The sequence below is a fragment of the Marinospirillum sp. genome (assembly GCF_044810985.1).
In the GTDB taxonomy this organism is placed as follows: Bacteria; Pseudomonadota; Gammaproteobacteria; order Pseudomonadales; family Halomonadaceae; genus Marinospirillum.
The window spans coordinates 2,670,399-2,689,029 of the sequence record NZ_CP085242.1 but is presented as its reverse complement, the minus strand read 5'-3'; the positions used below and the strand labels follow the sequence as shown (position 1 = coordinate 2,689,029).

17 protein-coding genes are annotated in these 18,631 nt (G+C 54.5%); 8 read left to right on the top strand and 9 right to left on the bottom strand.

Annotated elements, in window-relative coordinates:
* Positions 1–68: 68 nt before the first annotated feature.
* Positions 69–1,328: a serine hydroxymethyltransferase gene (gene glyA / locus LG323_RS12675; protein ID WP_404416808.1), complete on the bottom strand. Its 1,260-nt coding sequence runs from the start codon at positions 1,326–1,328 to the stop codon at positions 69–71.
* A gap of 198 nt (positions 1,329–1,526) precedes the next feature.
* Between glyA and ettA the strand changes: the two genes are divergently transcribed.
* From ettA to LG323_RS12655, 4 genes are all read left to right on the top strand, one after another.
* Positions 1,527–3,188: an energy-dependent translational throttle protein EttA gene (gene ettA / locus LG323_RS12670; RefSeq protein ID WP_310696721.1), complete on the top strand. Its 1,662-nt coding sequence runs from the start codon at positions 1,527–1,529 to the stop codon at positions 3,186–3,188.
* Between the two features lie 121 nt (positions 3,189–3,309).
* Positions 3,310–3,831 (top strand): hypothetical protein, encoded by a 522-nt coding sequence (locus tag LG323_RS12665; RefSeq protein WP_404416804.1) that lies wholly within the window; start codon positions 3,310–3,312, stop codon positions 3,829–3,831.
* An 86-nt stretch (positions 3,832–3,917) separates the two neighbouring features.
* Entirely contained in the window at positions 3,918–4,766 is an 849-nt protein-coding gene (gene trxA / locus LG323_RS12660; protein ID WP_310696719.1) for a thioredoxin, read from the top strand.
* A gap of 82 nt (positions 4,767–4,848) precedes the next feature.
* Positions 4,849–4,974 carry a hypothetical protein gene (locus LG323_RS12655; protein WP_404416800.1) on the top strand — a complete coding sequence of 42 codons (126 nt, stop codon included), beginning with the start codon at positions 4,849–4,851 and terminating at the stop codon, positions 4,972–4,974.
* Positions 4,975–4,982: 8 nt separating this feature from the next.
* Here LG323_RS12655 and LG323_RS12650 read toward each other — a convergent pair whose 3' ends face one another.
* The 6 genes from LG323_RS12650 to tcdA all read right to left on the bottom strand — a co-directional run bounded on the left by LG323_RS12650 (position 4,983) and on the right by tcdA (position 10,903).
* Complete coding sequence (locus LG323_RS12650) at positions 4,983–6,770, bottom strand: SulP family inorganic anion transporter (protein WP_404416797.1); 1,788 nt, start codon at positions 6,768–6,770, stop codon at positions 4,983–4,985.
* Positions 6,771–6,780: 10 nt separating this feature from the next.
* Positions 6,781–7,206 (bottom strand): TIGR01244 family sulfur transferase, encoded by a 426-nt coding sequence (locus tag LG323_RS12645; RefSeq protein ID WP_404416795.1) that lies wholly within the window; start codon positions 7,204–7,206, stop codon positions 6,781–6,783.
* Positions 7,207–7,218: 12 nt separating this feature from the next.
* Entirely contained in the window at positions 7,219–8,085 is an 867-nt protein-coding gene (locus LG323_RS12640) for an MBL fold metallo-hydrolase (RefSeq protein ID WP_404416792.1), read from the bottom strand.
* Positions 8,086–8,219: 134 nt separating this feature from the next.
* Positions 8,220–8,555 carry a hypothetical protein gene (locus LG323_RS12635; RefSeq protein WP_310696714.1) on the bottom strand — a complete coding sequence of 112 codons (336 nt, stop codon included), beginning with the start codon at positions 8,553–8,555 and terminating at the stop codon, positions 8,220–8,222.
* Positions 8,556–8,567: 12 nt separating this feature from the next.
* Complete coding sequence (locus tag LG323_RS12630) at positions 8,568–9,962, bottom strand: NAD(P)/FAD-dependent oxidoreductase (protein ID WP_404416788.1); 1,395 nt, start codon at positions 9,960–9,962, stop codon at positions 8,568–8,570.
* Between the two features lie 122 nt (positions 9,963–10,084).
* Entirely contained in the window at positions 10,085–10,903 is an 819-nt protein-coding gene (tcdA, locus tag LG323_RS12625) for a tRNA cyclic N6-threonylcarbamoyladenosine(37) synthase TcdA (protein ID WP_404416785.1), read from the bottom strand.
* Between the two features lie 72 nt (positions 10,904–10,975).
* Here tcdA and LG323_RS12620 point away from each other — a divergent pair, with 72 nt between their 5' ends.
* The 4 genes from LG323_RS12620 to LG323_RS12605 all read left to right on the top strand — a co-directional run bounded on the left by LG323_RS12620 (position 10,976) and on the right by LG323_RS12605 (position 15,814).
* Positions 10,976–12,154: a hypothetical protein gene (locus tag LG323_RS12620; protein WP_404416782.1), complete on the top strand. Its 1,179-nt coding sequence runs from the start codon at positions 10,976–10,978 to the stop codon at positions 12,152–12,154.
* A gap of 57 nt (positions 12,155–12,211) precedes the next feature.
* Complete coding sequence (locus LG323_RS12615; RefSeq protein ID WP_404416780.1) at positions 12,212–13,147, top strand: NAD(P)-dependent oxidoreductase; 936 nt, start codon at positions 12,212–12,214, stop codon at positions 13,145–13,147.
* 31 nt (positions 13,148–13,178) lie between these two features.
* Positions 13,179–13,562: a DUF2946 family protein gene (locus LG323_RS12610; protein ID WP_404416777.1), complete on the top strand. Its 384-nt coding sequence runs from the start codon at positions 13,179–13,181 to the stop codon at positions 13,560–13,562.
* A 215-nt stretch (positions 13,563–13,777) separates the two neighbouring features.
* On the top strand, positions 13,778–15,814 hold the full coding sequence (locus tag LG323_RS12605; RefSeq protein ID WP_404416775.1) for a TonB-dependent receptor domain-containing protein: 2,037 nt from the start codon (positions 13,778–13,780) through the stop codon (positions 15,812–15,814).
* Between the two features lie 66 nt (positions 15,815–15,880).
* Here the strand turns inward: LG323_RS12605 and LG323_RS12600 are convergent, their stop codons facing one another.
* Positions 15,881–16,339, bottom strand: coding sequence for an ATPase (locus tag LG323_RS12600; RefSeq protein WP_404416772.1), 459 nt, complete (start codon positions 16,337–16,339; stop codon positions 15,881–15,883).
* Positions 16,340–16,354: 15 nt separating this feature from the next.
* Positions 16,355–18,628 (bottom strand): heavy metal translocating P-type ATPase, encoded by a 2,274-nt coding sequence (locus LG323_RS12595; protein ID WP_404420140.1) that lies wholly within the window; start codon positions 18,626–18,628, stop codon positions 16,355–16,357.
* Positions 18,629–18,631: the final 3 nt, after the last annotated feature.

Sequence of the window (18,631 nt, the reverse complement as noted above, 5' to 3'; positions counted from 1 at the left end):
CCGGAGTGCAGGGAAAATTGCAAGAACTTCTATTCTACCTGCAAATGCACCCCGGCGGAAACTTTCCATTAATCCTGATAAACAGGGAAACGGGCACAGAGTTCAGCGGCTTTTTTCTTCACAGCTTCCTGAACCTGGGTGTTGTTGATGTCATCCAGGATATCGCAGATCCAGCCCGCCAGTTCGGAGCACTCAGCTTCCTTGAAGCCACGTGTGGTCACGGCAGGTGTGCCGATGCGCAGGCCGGAAGTCACAAAAGGACTCTGGGGGTCTTTGGGAACGGCATTTTTGTTCACGGTGATGTGGGCTGCGCCCAGGGCGGCATCGGCTTCTTTGCCGGTCAGGCCTTTGGAAATCAGGCTGAGCAGGAAGAGGTGATCTTCGGTGCCATTGGAAACCACATCATAGCCACGCTCCATGACCACTTTTGCCATGGCCTGGGCATTTTTGACGACTTGCTGCTGATAGGTCTTGAATTCATCACTCATGGCTTCCTTGAAGCAGATGGCCTTGGCGGCAATCACGTGCATCAAAGGGCCACCCTGGCCACCGGGGAAAACAGCCGAGTTCAGTTTCTTGTAGATGTCTTCATCGTTGCAGGCCGACAGTATCAGGCCACCGCGGGGGCCGCGCAGAGTCTTGTGGGTTGTGGTGGTGACTACGTGAGCATGCTGCATGGGGCTGGGGTAAACACCCGCTGCGATCAAACCGGCAACATGAGCCATATCCACAAATAGGTAGGCACCCACCTTGTCAGCAATTTCCCGGAATTTTGCCCAGTCAATGATCTTGGAATAGGCCGAGAAACCGGCAATGATCATCTTGGGCTGATGCTCCACCGCCAGGCGCTCCACTTCGGCGTAATCGATTTCGCCGGTATCAGGATTGAGGCCATACTGGATGGCATTGTAAAGCTTGCCGGAGAAGTTGGGCTTGGCACCGTGGGTCAGGTGACCGCCTTCGGCCAGGCTCATGCCTAATACGGTATCACCGGGTTTGACCAGGGCCAGAAAGACTGCCGAGTTGGCCTGGGAGCCGGAGTGAGGCTGAACATTGGCGTAGGTTGCACCAAACAGCTCACAGGCACGATCGATAGCCAGCTGCTCGGCCTTATCAACAAATTCACAACCGCCATAGTAGCGCTTGCCTGGATAGCCTTCAGCGTATTTGTTGGTCAGCAGGCTACCCTGTGCCTCCATCACTCTGGGGCTGGTGTAGTTTTCCGATGCAATCAGCTCGATATGATCTTCCTGACGCTGAACTTCTTCCTGCATGGCAGACCAGATATCAGCATCAAAATCAGCAATATTCATTTTACGACTAAACATGGCTTCCCCGGTGGGCTTGGACTAGGTTACAAAAATTGAAGACCACTATTCTACCTCAGTGTGGGCAGGGCTTCCTATCAAAAAAATCACCCGACCTGCTTGAATGGATTTCATCTGGTATTCTGGGCTTCTTGCCCCTATCATTCCCTTTTATTCATAGCGACATGCGGCACAAGTTCACAGGAGTTAACGCAGTTTATGGCACAGTATGTTTACACCATGCACCAGGTGGGTAAAACCATTCCCCCCAAAAAAGACATTCTCAAAGACATTTCTCTTTCTTTTTTCCCCGGTGCCAAAATCGGTGTTCTGGGTTTGAATGGTGCCGGTAAATCCACCCTGCTGCGCATCATGGCCGGTGTTGATAAAGATTTTCATGGCGAAGCCCGCCCCATGCCCGGCATCAATGTCGGCTACCTGCCTCAGGAACCGCAGCTGGACCCGGAAAAAACCGTCAAGGAATGCGTTGAAGAAGCGGTTTCCGAAGTCAAGGATGCCCAGGCCAGGCTGGATGAAGTCTATGCCGCCTATGCAGACCCGGATGCCGATTTTGATGCCCTGGCTGCCGAGCAGGCCAAACTGGAAAACATCATTGAAGCCTCCGATGCCCACAATCTGGAGCGCAAGCTGGAAGTCGCCGCCGATGCCCTGCGCCTTCCCGACTGGGATGCCAAGGTGGACAACCTTTCCGGGGGTGAAAAACGCCGCGTTGCTCTTTGCCGCCTGCTGCTTTCCGGCCCGGACATGCTGCTGCTGGACGAGCCCACCAACCACCTGGATGCCGAATCGGTTGCCTGGCTGGAACGCTTCCTCCATGACTATTCCGGCACCGTGGTCGCCATTACCCACGATCGCTACTTTCTGGACAATGTCGCCGGCTGGATTCTGGAGCTTGACCGAGGCATGGGGATTCCTTTTGAAGGCAACTATTCTTCCTGGCTGGAAGCCAAGGAAAATCGCCTGCAAACAGAAGCCAAGCAGGAGGCCGCCCATCACAAAGCCGTGCAACATGAGCTGGAATGGGTACGTCAGGGCAGCAAGGGTCGCCAGACCAAATCCAAGGCCCGCCTGAAGCAGTTTGAAGAACTCTCCAGCCAGGAATTCCAAAAGCGCAACGAAACCAACGAAATCTACATTCCACCCGGCCCGCGTCTGGGTGACAAGGTCATAGAATTCCACAATGTCAGCAAGGGTTTTGAAGGCAATCTGCTGTTTGAAAACCTCGACTTCAGCGTACCCAAGGGTGCGATTGTCGGCGTGGTTGGCGGTAACGGGGCCGGTAAATCCACCCTCTTCAAACTGATTGAAGGCAAGGAGCAACCCGATTCCGGTGAAGTGGTCATTGGGGAAACCGTGCAGCTGGCCAGTGTTGACCAGTCACGCGAAGGGCTGGAAGATCAGAAAACCGTGTTTGAGGCCGTCTCCGATGGTGCGGATATCCTCAAGGTCGGCAGTGTGGAAATGCCCTCACGCGCCTATGTGGGTCGCTTCAACTTCAAGGGCAATGACCAACAGAAACGCGTTGGCGATCTGTCCGGCGGTGAGCGGGGTCGTCTGCACCTGGCCCTGACTCTGAAACAGGGCGGCAATGTACTGCTGCTGGATGAGCCCTCCAACGACCTGGACATCGAGACCCTGCGCGCTCTGGAAGAAGCCCTGCTGGCTTTCCCCGGCTGTGCCCTGGTGATTTCGCACGATCGCTGGTTCCTGGATCGCATTGCCACCCATATTCTGGCCTACGAAGGTGATTCCAAGGTGGTCTTCTTTGAAGGTAATTATCAGGAATATGAAGAGGATCACAAAAAAAGGGTTGGCAATGACACGCCAAAAAGGATGAAATACAAGCGTATTGATGCCTGATCCTTACCTCAGTGGAGAAGTCAGGCAACAAGCTGTTACCCTGGAGCACTGGAAGTCACCCCCAGTTTCCAGGGATAATCCGTAGCAACTGTTATTAACCAATCAGGGATTCAAGCAGAGGATGCCGGTTTTTCGTGTCTATCAACATAGCAAGAAGAAAAGCTATCAGGCTGTTCCGGTAGGCTTCAGCCTGGGCGCTTTTCTTGCCAGCTTCCTGTGGGCTGCAGCCAACAGCCTCTGGGGTAAAGCCTTTTTGCTGTTCATGGGCTTTGTATTGATGGGGGTCGCTGCTGTTGCCGGTGCCCAGCTCAACTCGCCCTTGTTGATGCTTTCGGCCGTGGCCGGTGTGGCACTGCTGCCACTCTGGGCTGGAGCCCAGGGCCAGCAATGGTATTGCAACAAGCTGGAAAACCAAGGCTATCAACTGGTCAAGCGCATCAATACCCAGTCAGCTTCGCATGCCATCAAGGCCGTCAAACGCAGTGAAAAAGTCCAGGAAGAAAACGCCCAGACAAGAAAAGAACCCCAGCAACAAGGGCCGCGCTTTGGTAAGGATTTCCGGGATGTGCGTGACAATGCCGCGCCCAACAGCAATCAGCCACCGCCGCCTGATTTTAATGCCCGTCCCTGGAAGAAACGCTAAGCACCCGCCTCTAAAGTCATCTTGAATTTTTAGCGGCCAGCCTCCATTACTCTGTATAAATTCTATTACTGGAAACAGGATGCCGCATGAGCAATTCCCCTTACATCATTGATATCACCCTCGAAAATTTTCAGCAGGTCATTCTGGAAGGCTCCATGCAGCAGCCGGTGCTGGTGGACTTCTGGGCGGACTGGTGTGCACCCTGCAAACAACTGCTGCCGATCCTGACCAAGCTGGCCGAGGAATACCAGGGCCAGTTTATCCTCGCCAAGGTCAACATTGAGGAACAGCAGGAGCTGGCTGCCCAGTTTCAGGTACGCAGTGTTCCCACGGTTATGCTGGTCAGCCAGGGGCAACTCCTTGACCAGTTCAACGGCGCCAAGCCAGAAAGTGAAATCCGTGCCTTCCTGGAGCCTCATCTCAGCAACCCGGTTGCCCAGTTAAAAGAACAGATCAAACAGCTTGTGGGTGCCGAAGAGCTCGATCAGGCCCAGATGCTGCTGCAGCAGGCCATTAGCCAGCTGCCCGAAGATTATGACCTGCAGATTGAATTGGCACGCGTCCTGCTGCAAAAAAGCCAGGCCCAGGATGCCAAAGCCGTGTTGGACAATTTACCGGAAACCGAAAAAGGCCGCCCTGATGTTCAGGGATTACGCGCAGGCCTTAAATTTGCCGAAAAAGCCCCTTCAGCCGAGGAACTGGCTGCCCTGGGTGACCGGGACGACAGTGAAGCCCGCTACCTGAAAGCACTTGCAGCCCTGGTGCAGGCAGACTATGACAAGGCTGTCGATCTGCTGATGGCCATTATCCGGGATGATCGCGGCTATGATGAAGGCAGTGCCCACAAGACACTGCTGGAAGTGTTTGCTCTTCTGGGTGAAGGCAATCCCCTGGTCATTCAAACCCGGCGCAAACTCTTTACGCTGATGTACTAGGCTGCAGGTGACATAAAAACTTCATCAGGATAAAATGCAAAAGTTGATCTAAATCAACTTCCATGCATTTCAAGAGGTTTTTATGTCCGCTTCATCCGAGACGTTTCAAGACAGCGCCAGTATTCTCTGGTTTCCGATTGGATTGGTCGTACTTCTGGCCATGCCACTTCTGCCTGCAGCGATTGGCTGGGCCAAGGTGCTGTTTTAATCGGCGTCTTAGCTGCCGGGTGACTCTGTCTCCCGGCGCTTTCCAGTCAGGCCCGTCACGGCTTGGTGCTGAGTCAAAAAAACCTCACCGGTCAACAACTTGAGCAAATGGCTGTTTTTAAGGCGATCCAATACCGGCCCCTTGATTTCGGAAAAGTGCAGACTGACCCCCTGTTCTTGCAGCAAGAGATTCAACTGCTCCAGCATTTCCACACCACTGGCATCAATATGATTGATACCTGACCCCATCAGGATAACGTGACGTATCCCGGAACGCTGACTGATTTCCAACAGTACACGCTGCTCCACTTCCTGGGCATTGGCAAACATCAGGCTTTCATCTATACGCAATGAAAGCAGCTGAGGATCAACTTCCACCTCATAGCGTTGCACATTCCTGTAGTGCTCAGTTCCCGGCACCCGGCCAACAACCGCCATGTGCGGGCGACTGTTTTTGGCCAGCCAGGCCGCCAGGGAAACCAGCACCCCCAGCAGCAAACCGATCTCCAGACCCAGCAAGAGCACGCCACTGGCTGTGGCCAGCCAGGCCCAGGCATCTCCGCGACTATAACGCCACAAATAAGGCAGCTGTTTCCAGTCAATCAGGGACAGAACGGCAACAATAATCACCGCCGAGAGCATCGCCTGGGGCAGGTAGTGGAGCCAGCCGGTAAAGAACAGCAACACCAGAATCATGCCCAGCCCGGTCAACAAACTGGCCAGGGGAGTCACGGCCCCGGCATCGTAATTGACCACGGTGCGCGACAAACCGCCAGTGACCGGAAAAGCGCCACTGATTCCGGCAGCCAGATTGGCCAACCCCAGCCCCATCAATTCACGGTTCGAATTCACCTGCTGGCGACGCTTGGCCGCAAAGGTGCGGGCGATGGCAACGGATTCTGCAAAACCGATCAGGCTGATCATGATGGCCATGGGCACCAGAGTCACCCATAAATCGCTGTTGAAACTGGGCAGAATCAGCTCGGGCAAACCCACCGGAAGCTCGCCGACAATTTTAATGCCTTTCTGATCCAAATCCGTCAAGCCAACCAGGAGGGTTGCCAGAACCAGTAGGATCAGCGGGGCCATGCGTGCCACAAGAGCAGCCGTTGCCTGAGCAACACCCCGGCGCATCAGCCAAGCAGCCAGAAAATGCCGGGCGGTATAGAGAAAAACCACAAAGCCCAGGCCCAGAGCCAGGGTCATCGGATGCAGCTGATCCAGAGACTCAACCAGACTCCAGAGCTGCACCTGCAGAGGACCACTTTCCACTGGAATTCCGGTCACGCCCTTGATTTGACTCAGCAGAATAATCACTGCCGCAGCACTGACAAAAGCCGACATCACCGGGTGGCTCAGAAAATTGGCCAGAAAACCCATACGCAGACTGCCCATCAGCAACAGACAGCCGCTGGACATCAGGGCCAGAAGAATGGCCAGAGACAAGTATTCATTACTGCCGGGCAAGGCCAGCGGGGAAAGTGCGCTATAAGTCAGCAGGGAGGTAATGGCAACCGGCCCCACCGCCAGAACACCACTGCTGCCCACCAGGGCATAAGCAATGGCCGGCAGAATACTGGCGTAGAGTCCCGCTTGCAGCGGCAGACCGGCCAGCAGGGCGTAGGCAAGACTCTGGGGGATCAGCAGAAGGGTAACGATCAAAGCCGCCGTGGCATCCTGCTGGAAGAGTTGCAGACTGTACTGACGCTTTTTCAGCAGTCCCCACAACCCCTGCCGCAGGGCAGGCCCCTGCAACTCAGGATGGGATAACGGCTTGTTTGTTGTCTTAGGCTTCATGCACCCAGGTTCAGGAAGTCAGACGCTTGAAAAAATCCGGCATATCAAAACCTGCTTTTTGCAGACTGGCAACCAACTCATCACCGGATTTTTGGCCTTTTTGGCTTAAAGCCCAGAGACAGCCACAGCGTGCCCCGGTTCGGCAAAAAGCCACCACCGGTTTGGGGGCCTCAGCATACAGTTTGCCAAATTCAGCCCCCTGCTCGGCAGTGACCTGGCCGGAAATAACCGGCTGATGAACCCATTGCATACCCAGATCTTCAGCTGTTTTTTGCAACTCGGACATTGCAGGCTGATCTTCACTTTCACCATCCGGGCGATTGAAAATCAGTGTCTTAACACCATCGGCAGCCAGGGTTTTAATATCTTCAACGCTGAGTTGACCGGCAGTGAGCAGGTCAGTTTCCAACTGGCGCAAAGGGGGCCGTTCAGCCATTGGCAGCTCCTATCAGAATTGGTTAAGGGGAAGTTTAAGATAGCTTACACCATTCCCTTCAGCAGGTGGGAACTGACCTGCCCGCATATTGACCTGCACAGAAGGTAAAATCAGACGCGGCATATCCAGGGTCGCATCCCTTTCCGTACGCATTCTGACAAATTCCTCTTCACTCTTACCCGCTCCGACATGCACGTTACTCGCTTTTTCTTCCCCCACACTGGTTTCATAACGGAACTCATCCCGACCCGGAGCCTTGTAGTCATGACACATGAACAGACGGGTGGAATCCGGCAAAGCAAAGATCTTTCCGATGGACTGATAGAGAGTGCGTGCATCACCGCCGGGAAAGTCACAGCGTGCGGTACCAAAATCCGGCATGAAGAGGGTATCTCCAACAAAACCAGCATCACCAATCACATAGGTCAAACAGGCCGGAGTATGGCCGGGTGTATGCAGCACCTGGGCCTGCAGGTTACCCACATGAAAGGTCTCACCATCCTTGAACAGGTGATCAAATTGACTGCCGTCGCGGGCAAATTCGGTGCCTTCATTAAACACCTGGCCAAAAACCTCCTGCACCGTTTTGATCTCGGCACCAATACCCAGCTTTCCGCCCAGCTCTTTTTGCAGGTAAGGCGCTGCAGAAAGATGGTCAGCATGCACATGGGTTTCCAGAATCCATTCCACCGTCAAATCCTGGTCACGGACAGCAGCAACCAATTCATCGGCACTGGATGTGGAGGTCTTGCCTGAAGCCGGATCAAAGTTGAGCACAGAATCAATCAGGGCACAGCTGTTGCTTTGCGGGTCCTTCACCAGGTAGGAATAGGTAAAGGTATATTCATCAAAAAATGCTTGTACTTGCGGTTTAAGCATCTCGGCTCCTCCTAGGAAAGTGGGTCCGAATACGGATTGCCTTATTTATTAGTCAGCACGAATATACCGATTGTTCTACCCACCTGGCAATAAAAAACCCTGCCGAAGCAGGGTAAGAAGTCTACTGGAGAGCTTTAAGCTTTTTTGTTGCGCAGATAGCAAATGGGATGAAACACCAGCCAGGCATAGATGCCCACACCAATGGAGGCCCCAATCAGGTTCATCCAGTCCACCCAGGTATTCACGTAGGCAATGGTGGATTGCGTATGAATCGGCAGGAGGAAAAGTGACAACACAAAAATCAGGGGAGGCAGGTATTTGGAACCCATGCCGCCTTTTTCCCCAAAGCCATAGCCTTTCGTGCGGGCGATGATCTGAGGAATCAGAAAAACAATGAGCATCAGTGCAATCAGCCACAACCAAGGTAGAGCTGAATACCAAAGTACGGTCATAGTGCCGGTAAAAGTCATGTTTCAGTCTCCTTAGATTTTGCCTTCAAGCATGGCGTAATAGGCGGGGCGCAGCATACGTTCTTTCATGACCCAGACAGTCCAGGATTCTTCCTTGGGATCAATGAAAGAGAAAGAAGGCAACAACTCACCATTCCAGCCAAACTCAACCAGCATGGCCTTGCCGATACTGGTAATCAGGGGACAGGAGGTGTAACCATTGTGGCGTGCAGGCAAAGGCTGATCCTGTAGGGCAGCCACGAAGTTCTGCTCCAGCACCTGAGCCTGCATCTTCACACTGGCTGCGGTTTTGTTGCTGGGCATTCCCATAACATCACCGATACCCCAGACATTCGGGTACTCCGGGTTCTGCAGGGTTTCACGATCGACTTTCATCCAGGTGGCAAAGCTTTCACCTTCCTGGTTCACCAAGGGGCTGTTCAGAAGGGAATCAGGAGCCGTCATGGGTGGCACAACGTGAATAAAGTCGTAATCTTTGGTTTCTTCCCATTCCCGAACCTGCTCTTCTTCACCACCGGTTGTGTAGTGCCCCGAAGAAGCCTCACCGGTACGCTGACCCTGGACATGATAAGTGGCTTTTTTGGCATCCGCATCGATGGCCTTCAGAGTCCAGAAGTCATTGCGCTTGACGCCCTGGTCGCTGAAGCGCTGCTTGACGAAATCATTGTAGAAGGGAACGCCGAAAAGGTTCCCTGAAGGGGTCATGAACTCAACATTAAAGTTATCACGCTGCCCTGTATCTTCCAGGCGGGACAGGGTGGTAAAAGTCATTTTCAGGGGAGCACCGGCACACTTCAGAGCGGTCGGGGGCAGATTGAACAGGCCTGTGCCCTGGCCGGAATCAATCCAGCGGCTGATTTCTTCATTGGTTCTCTCGGCGTGATCAACACCGGCATAAACACTGCCGACCCCTTTACCCTGGCCGATCAGGTTGGTATCCATGCCTTCAATACGCTCATAGCGCAGTTGCAGGCCGGTAGCCACGATCAGATAGTCATAGTCAACCGAATCACCTGTTTCCAGAACAACCTGATTGTTGTCTGGATCATACTCAGCCACCATGCCCTTGATCCAGTTCACACTGCTGGGCATCCAGTCCTGGGTATCACTGATGGTTTTGCTTTTATCCCAGACACCGGAAGCCACCAGCGTCCAGCCCGGCTGGTAATAGTGGCGTTCGCGGGAATCAATAACGGTAATTTTTGCGCCATTTAAAGCGCGGGTCAGGCGGCTTGCCATGGAGGTACCACCGGCACCGGCACCCACAATAACGATGTGTGCATTGGTCTTAACGGCCTTGGCGGCAGTGGCTCCCAGGGTCAAGGGACCCATAACGCCTGCGCCAACACCCAGTTTCAAGAGATTACGTCGGCTGACGTTCTCAAAAGGAAGGGAGAATTTGGACATGAACCTGCTCCTATTTAAGGATTTTATTTATGAGCGATTCATAATTTAGATATATTACGCCTTCTTGTCTCTACGACCTTAGTTATGAGCAGATAACTTATAGCTATATAAAAGAACCGGAATCAGCTTTTTTTACTCGCGGCCAGAAGTTTGTGCAATGCCCGCTGCGCGGCCAGAAACCCAAAGCTGCCGGTCACAAAGCTGGCGGAACCAAAACCACTGGCACAGTCCAGCTTCATGGCTTCACCTGAAGGCGGTTTATTGCAAGCCACCGAGCCATCCTCTTGTGGATAAATCAATTGTTCCGTGGAATAAACACATTCCACATCAAAGCGTCTTTTCGGGTTGCGGCTAAAGCCATAATCCCGACGCAGCAGGTTTCTGACCTTGGCCAACAAAGGGTCCTGAGTGGTTCGTGCCAAGTCGGCCGTGGTGATCAAGCGCGGGTCCAACTGCCCCCCGGCACCCCCCACCACCACCAGTTTTTGCTTGTTTCGGCGACACCAGGCAATCAGGCCCGCTTTGACCGGCACGGTATCAGTGGCATCCACCACCACATCAAAGCGTTTTTCACCTTCAGGAGCCAGGCTGTCCTGCAGGTTGTTCAGGGTGACAAATTGGCTCAGCGCTTCCACTTCCAGTTCCGGATTGATCTGCAACAAGCGTTCTGCCATCACTTCCACTTTTGCCTGACCCACCGTGGCATCCAGCGCATGCAGCTGACGATTGATATTGCTGGTGCAGACATCATCCAGATCAAACAGAGTGATCTGACCCACCCCCGAGCGAGCCAGAGCCTCAGCCGTCCAGCTACCCACGCCGCCAATGCCGATGATCGCAATTCGACCCCCGGCCAGTTTCTGCAGGCCTTCCATCCCATAGAGACGGGCCATGCCACCAAAACGAAACAGATAATCTGCAGATAATTGCTCTGAGCTCAAAACTCACCCTTTTATGTCAAGAAGAAGTAGGCAACACTAGCGTATTGCCATCATTATACCCACTGAAGACTCATGAATCCTGCTGCCCCTGAAGAATCTCTGCCCTTGCCCTCCGGCTGTGAACCACGCTGTCCTGGCTGCCCCCATCGACAACTGAGTGCAGATGCCAGTGCAAGTCAAAAATACAACTGGCTGCAAACCAAGCTGGCTTCCTGGCAGGACAAACTTAATCCGCTGCAGGCGGTCGCTGAAGAAAAACGCTGGGGATATCGGGATCGCGTCACCTTGGCCTGCCGCTGGCTGCCGGAGCTGGGTTGGCAACTGGGCATGCACCTGAAAACGGCCTGGCAGGATGAGATTCTTGCCATTCCTGGCTGCCCTCTTCACACTCCCCGCGTCAACCATCTGATGCAGTTGCTTGCCGAACACCTGCCTTGCGGCGAGGACTTCCCCCTGACCTGGCTGGTCCAGGCAGGCAACCAGGTCACCCTGGTGGTGAAAGACCGTAAGTTGCCGGATCTGCATTGGCTGAGTCGCCTAGAAAACCTGTTGCAAGAACTGGGTTATGACGGCCTCTGGCTGCACCTCAACCCGGCGACCGGCAAAAAAGTATTGGCCAAAAAACACTGGCAACTGGTCTGGGGACAACCCCGCTCATTGGATGCACTGGGTTTAATTTATGGCCCCTGTGGTTTCCAGCAATTACTGCCGGAACTCTATCAACAGGCACTGAAGCAGGCCGTGGATTTTCTGCAACCGGATGCCGACAGTTGTGTGGTGGACTTCTATTCAGGCTCTGGTGCCAGCCTGCAACACTGGCTGAAACATCAGGCGGCCTGTATTGGTGTGGAATCCGGTGGGGAAGCCGTGGAATCCGCTGCGGGCAACGCTCCCCAGGCCTCGATACTTCGTGGCTACTGCCGGGAGCGCCTGCCCCAGGTGGAAAGCTGGGTTGCCGAACAGGACCCCGACCGGCAGCAAACACGCCTGCTTTACACCAACCCACCGCGTATCGGCATGGAGCCAGAGGTTACACGCTGGATCAATGACAGCTACCAGCCCGAGCGCCTAGCCTACCTTTCCTGCAGTGCCGGAACCCTGAAACGGGATCTGGAAGCCCTCACCCATTACCGGGTGGTCAGCATTCACCCCTATGACTTCTTCCCCCAGACCCGACATCTAGAAACCCTGGTGCTGCTGGAGAAAACCGGATGCCGCTTCAGGCATACCAGGACAACTGACTTGGCTTGACCTGCCAGGCGGCAGGTTGGAAACTGCATCCCTTGAATCCACTCTGAAGGAGTTCCTATGCAAGGCGTACTTTTGGATGCAGCCAGCCTGGGTGAAGGTGTTGATTTTTCCCCTCTGGAAGAGCAGCTCAGTCATCTGCAAATCTGGCCCACCACTCAGCCTGAAGAGGTCGTTGAGCGCATTCAGGATGCAGAAGCCATTATCGTCAACAAGGTGGTGCTGGATCGCACGGCCCTGCAAGCCGCCGGAAACGTGAAAGCCATCTGTGTGCTGGCCACCGGCCTGAACAATATTGATCTGAAAGCAGCCGAGGAACTGGGCATTCAGGTTTTCAATGTTCAGGCTTACGGCACTGCCAGTGTGGCCCAGCACACCCTAACTCTGCTGCTGGCCCTCGCGACCCGTTTGCCGCTTTACCAAAAATCCGTGGCTGCCGGTGACTGGCAAAAGTCCCCTTTTTTCTGCCTGATGCAGCATCCCGTCACCCAGCTGGCCGGAAAAAAGCTTTTACTGGTGGGCCATGGCGAACTGGGCAGGGAAGTAGAGCGCCTGACTTCAGCGTTGGGTATGGAGGTGATGATTGCCGCCCGACCCGGTAAAACAGACGATCAACGCCGGCCTTTTGCTGAGTTGCTGCCGCAAGCCGATGCCGTTTCCTTCCATTGCCCCCTGACTGAAGAAACCCGTGATCTGCTGAATGCCGAAAACCTGAAAACGGCCAAAAAAGACTTGCTGGTTGTGAATGCTGCCCGAGGCGGTATCGTCAATGAAAAAGCCGCTCTGCTGGCCTTGCGTGAAGGGCAGATCGGTGGCCTGGCCGTTGATGTCCTCACCCAGGAGCCTCCCCGTGACGGCAATCCCCTACTGGATGCCTTGCAGGAAAACCTGAACCTGATCGTCACACCCCATAGCGCCTGGATCACGCCGGAAGCCCGCCAGAAAATTCTGGAATTAACAGCAGAAAATCTAGCCAAAGCAAAAGCAGGTCGCTAGAATGCAGTATCGCTAATCTAAGGATTCAAGTGTGAAACTGAACCGGAACCTGAATACCTGGTTGTTATTACTTGCATTGGCCGTCATGGTCAGTCGAGTGCTGACGCCTTTTTCAGTTCCGGCTCTGGTGGTTCATGAAAGCGGTTATATTGAAGTCTGCTCCTGGCAGGGTGGGACAGATCGCGTTCTTTTGGATGCCGAAGGTAATCAGGTTGAATCCGAGCAGCCTTTATCCCACTGCCCGGAATGTACTTCCGCCACCGCGATCACTCTGCCCAGCTTTCCCACTCTTGCCGAATTACCACCGGCCCCGGCCAGCCTGCTGAATGCCTATTTCTTTAAAGATATATCCGTCTTCACAGCGCTGCCACCCCCCTCTCGTGCCCCGCCCTCTTCCAAGGTGCTGATCGGCTAGCCTGGTTGATCAGGGTTCCCTGCTCATGTCCCCTGAAATTCCGGCTTCCTGAAATCACACCAGTGGCCTGCTGTCATGGTTCAGTCAGAGGGTGCTTCCCATAAAGCTCATGTCAAACCTCTGTCTGATCAAAGACCGCAGGCCTTTGTTTGCGATAACTTAATTCCCTCCTGCTTAGCTGGAGGTGTTTACCTGTTTGTCTCTGAAGGAAAACCATGAAAATCATCCCATTTCGTCCCAGTCCTTTGAGCCTGGCGCTGACTTCAGTTTTTATTGCTGCTCCCACCCTGTCTTTTGCTGAACAACTGCCACCTCTGACCGTCACTGGCCAACCTCTGGGAACGGCCACAACCCAGGAAGCCTGGCCTGCTGACACTTCCAGCCCCTCTGCTGATGCCGGTGACTGGCTGAGCCAGCAAGCGGGCATCGATGCCAATCGCATGGGAGGCCACGGTCTAGACCCAGTCATTCGTGGCCTGGGCCAGAACCGTTTGAATGTGCTGCTGGATGGAGCCTATGTCTTCGGCGGCTGCCCCAACCGCATGGACCCTCCCACGGCTTATGCCCCCCTCTACTCTTATGATCGCGTTCTTGTCAGCAAAGGCGTAACCACCCTGCGTCACGGCCCCGGTGGCAGCGGCGGAACCATCACTTTTGAGCGTGAAAAGCCCGAATTCCTGCCAACTGACCCCGCCGTTCGCGGGCAAGTAGGCAGCAGCTATGCCAGCCAGGGCGACACCATCAAGGGTCGGGGCAATGTTCTGACCGGTGGCAAGCAGGGCTATTTGCGTGCCTTCGGCGAATACAGCGAAGCCGACAACTACGAAGACGGCGCTGGTCGTGAAATCTGGAGTGGTTATGAAACCACCCAGGGTGGCTTGATTCTAGGCTGGACACCCAATGAACAAACCTGGCTGGAAGCGACTTATGAAGCCACCCGCGAACGGGATGTGAAGTTTGCCGGAGCCAAAATGGATTCACCGGAAAGTGACAACCAGACACTGGGGCTGCGGGGTGAATACGACTGGTCACCCCTGTTGACGCTTTCCGGCAATCTGCATTACAGCCAGATAGAACACCTGATGGACAACTACAGTCTGCGCCCGGATACCACAATGAAAATGCGCGTCCCCACGACCTCGGATACGCTCACGGGTCGCCTGATGGCTGAATACCAACTCGGCCCCAACCAGTTCAGTGGTGGTTTGAATCTTATCCAGAACGAGCGGGACGCCACTGCTTACAACGGCATGGGTTCAGAAACATTTTTCATGTGGCCGGAAGTCACCCAGCGCTTACTGGGTGTTTTTGCTGAAGTCGAGCATCTCATTGGCTCTGACCAGCGCGCCTTTGCCGGGGTGCGGGCGGATTATGTGGACTCTTCCGCTGAGCGGGCTGACCAGAATCCGGCAATGCCAGCCAATCAACCTGCAACTATTTATAAAAATGCCTACGGCATCACGGGAAATCTGGAGCGTAATGAGTGGCTAACGGGTGCTTTCGTACGCTTTGAAAAAGACCTGGGAACCTGGCAGCGGGCTTTTGTCAGTGCCAGCCGCAGTCAGCGTGTGGGCGATGCCACCGAGATCTACATGGCTCGGCCCAACTGGATCGGCAACCCTGATCTTGACCCCGAAACCAGTCATCAACTGGATATAGGGGTGATCGGCAAAAGTGCCCGGCTGGATTATTCAGCCGTGGCCTTCAGCAACTGGGTCAGTGACTATATCTATCGTGATAAAGGCAGTATCGGCACCTATTCCGATGCCGATCACTACCGCAATATCAGTGCTGCGCTTTACGGTATCGAACTGGAAGCCACTCTGCGTTATGCCGATCTCTGGGAAACCCGTGGCCAGCTGAATGCCATGCGTGGGGATAACCGCACAGATGGCGGCACTCTGGCCCAGATTTCCCCTTACAACGGCCAGGTATCCCAGCACTGGATCGGCGAAAAGTGGCAAGGGCTAATCCGGATTCGCTTTGCGGCCGAGCAGGATCGGCTCAATGAACCTGCCCAGGAAAAAGCCACCGATGCTTATGCCGTTCTGGATCTGCAAATGGACTGGAAACCCATGGAAGATCTGAAGCTGGCAACCGGCATCGACAACCTTCTGGATGAAGACTATGCCAACTTCATCAACCGCAATGCCGCAGGCAGTGATCCCTTGAATTTTGGTGGCACCGCCTACACGGACACCCTGACCGAACCGGGTCGCAGTATCTGGGTCAGCGCCCGCTATCAGTTCTAAACTGAAAACCCCCAGCCCGCCTTGAGTACCAGGGTGGGCTTGGGGGTTCTATCTTTCGGTCATCTCTTACAGATCATCCATCCGTTCCGTCTGGCGAACCAGGCGTTTCGTCTCATGCTCTTCCATATCCAGCAAAGATTGCAACAGTTCAGTGGCCTCGGGTATATCCGCCCTGGCCACCAGGGTTTGATACAGACTTATAATTTGCTCATGAAAATCAACAACTTCAGAAAGAATCTCATGGTAATCCAGTTTGGCGTAATGATCATCACAATCCAGGTGTGAGGTAACCGGGTTGTGCGGCATATAATCGTAGATATAGGTATGGGCAGCTTTGGGATCAGCTTGCTGCTCAAACCCCGCCACCATTTTCTCCATTTCATTTTCATGGGATGCCAGATATTCAAGCAATAATGTCGCACGCTCGTCATGATGGAGCGAAGAACAATGAGCCAGGCATTTTTCCAGCTTCGCGTGCAAGGCTCGGGTCCAATCAATAAGATCGGCAAAGGTTTTAATTTGCATAATCAACTTCTCCTCTCAGCTGTCTTTTCCCAGCTTGATCATCCTCAAACGCAGGGCGTTGGTGATGACGCTAACCGAAGATAACGACATGGCTGCTGCCGCAAAGATGGGCGACAGCAGAATGCCGAAAAATGGATAAAGTACGCCTGCGGCAATGGGAACCCCGGCTGAGTTGTAAACAAAGGCAAAAAACAGGTTCTGGCGGATATTGCGCATGGTCGCCAGAGACAGCTGCCGGGCTTCGACAATGCCCATCAAATCGCCCCGCAACAGGGTGACTCCGGCACTTTCGATGGCAACATCAGTACCACCGCCCATGGCAATACCCACATCGGCGGTTGCCAAAGCAGGGGCATCGTTAACACCATCCCCGGCCATGACCACCACACGCCCTTCATCTTTCAGGCGCTGAACGATTTTACCCTTGTCTTCCGGCAGGATTTCCGCTTCCACCTCATCAATGTGCAGCTTGCGAGCCACCGCTTCGGCTGAGGTACGGTTGTCGCCCGTCAGCATCACCACCCGGATACCATCTTTCTGCAGGGCAGAAATGGCGGCTTTCGTGGTTTCCTTAATGGGATCGGCAATGGCAAGCAAACCGCAGATTTTGCCCTCCAGGGCTGCAAAAATCACGGTTGCCCCATCCTTGCGAAGCTGGTCGGCTTCCTCTTCAAAATCAGCAGTAGGAACGTTTTCGGACTCCATCAGCATGCGATTGCCCAGCAGCACCTGTTTGCCCTCAATCTTGCCGGTCACCCCTTTGCCGTTGGGGGAATCAAAGTCTTCAGCCTCCGGCAGCTTCAGCTCCATTTCTTTGGCCTTATCCAGTATGGCCTGAGCCAGCGGGTGCTCACTGCCTCTTTCCAGGCCAGCCGCAAAGTGCATCAGGTCTTGGTCGCTGAACCCCTCGGCAGGAACCAGCCTGGTGACCTGAGGCTTACCCTCGGTGAGAGTGCCGGTTTTATCCACGACCAGAGTGTCCACCTTTTCCATGCGCTCCAGCGCTTCAGCATCCCGGATCAGTACGCCGCTTTGCGCACCGCGACCCACCCCCACCATGATCGACATGGGGGTGGCTAGGCCCAGGGCACAGGGACAGGCAATGATCAAGACACTGACGGCGGCGATCAGACCGAAAGCCATGGGCGGTGTTGGCCCAAAAACAGACCAGACAATAAAGGCGACAATCGAGACGGCAATCACCGCAGGTACAAAGTAGCTCGATACTTTGTCTGCCAGCCCCTGGATCGGGGCACGACTGCGCTGGGCACTGGCCACCATCTGCACGATCTGCGAAAGCATGGTATCCCGGCCTACCTTGTCGGCCCGCATGATAAAGCTGCCCTGCTGGTTGATGCTGCCCCCGATTACCTGATCACCTGCCTTTTTGCCCACGGCCAGAGGTTCACCCGTCACCATGGACTCATCAATATTGGAACTGCCTTCCAGCACCTCGCCATCCAGCGGCACCTTGTCGCCGGGGCGCACCCGAAGACGGTCGCCCACCTTGACCTCCTCCAAACCTACATCGGACTCGCCACCTTCATCATCCAGCTTGCGCGCCGTCGCAGGGGCCAGATCCAGCAGCGCCTTGATGGCCCCGGAGGTTTTTTCTCTGGCTCGTAATTCCAGCACCTGCCCTAACAGCACCAACACCACGATCACGGCTGCCGCTTCAAAATACACGGCAACCGAGCCATCTTCCTGACGGAAAGCTCCGGGGAAAATCTGGGGAGCCAGTGTCGCCACCAGACTGTAAACCAGCGCCACCCCGGTGCCGATGGCAATCAGTGTGAACATGTTGAGGTTACGGTTAACAATGGACTTCCAGCCACGTACAAAAAAGGGCCAGCCGCACCAGGCAACCACGGGTGTGGCCAGCACCAGTTGAATCCAGTTGGAGGTCTGGGGAGCCAGAAGATGATCGACATTGAAAAGATGCCCACCCATTTCCAGCAGAAACACCGGCAGCGCCAGCACCAGACCCACCCAGAAGCGCAACGTCATATCCTTGAGTTCTGCCGAGGGGCCGTCATCCAGACTGACTTCTTCCGGTTCCAGAGCCATACCACAGATAGGACAATCCCCCGGTTCTTCCCGGCGGATTTCCGGGTGCATGGGGCAGGTATAAACAGCCCCTGGAGGAACCGGCTTTTCCTGTTTCTGCTGTTCATCCAGGTAGTGTTCAGGGTCTTTTTCAAACTTGGACTGACAACCTGAAGAACAGAAGTACCAGGTCTTGCCCTGATGCTGGCTGCGATGTTCCGCTGTATGCGGATCCACCGACATGCC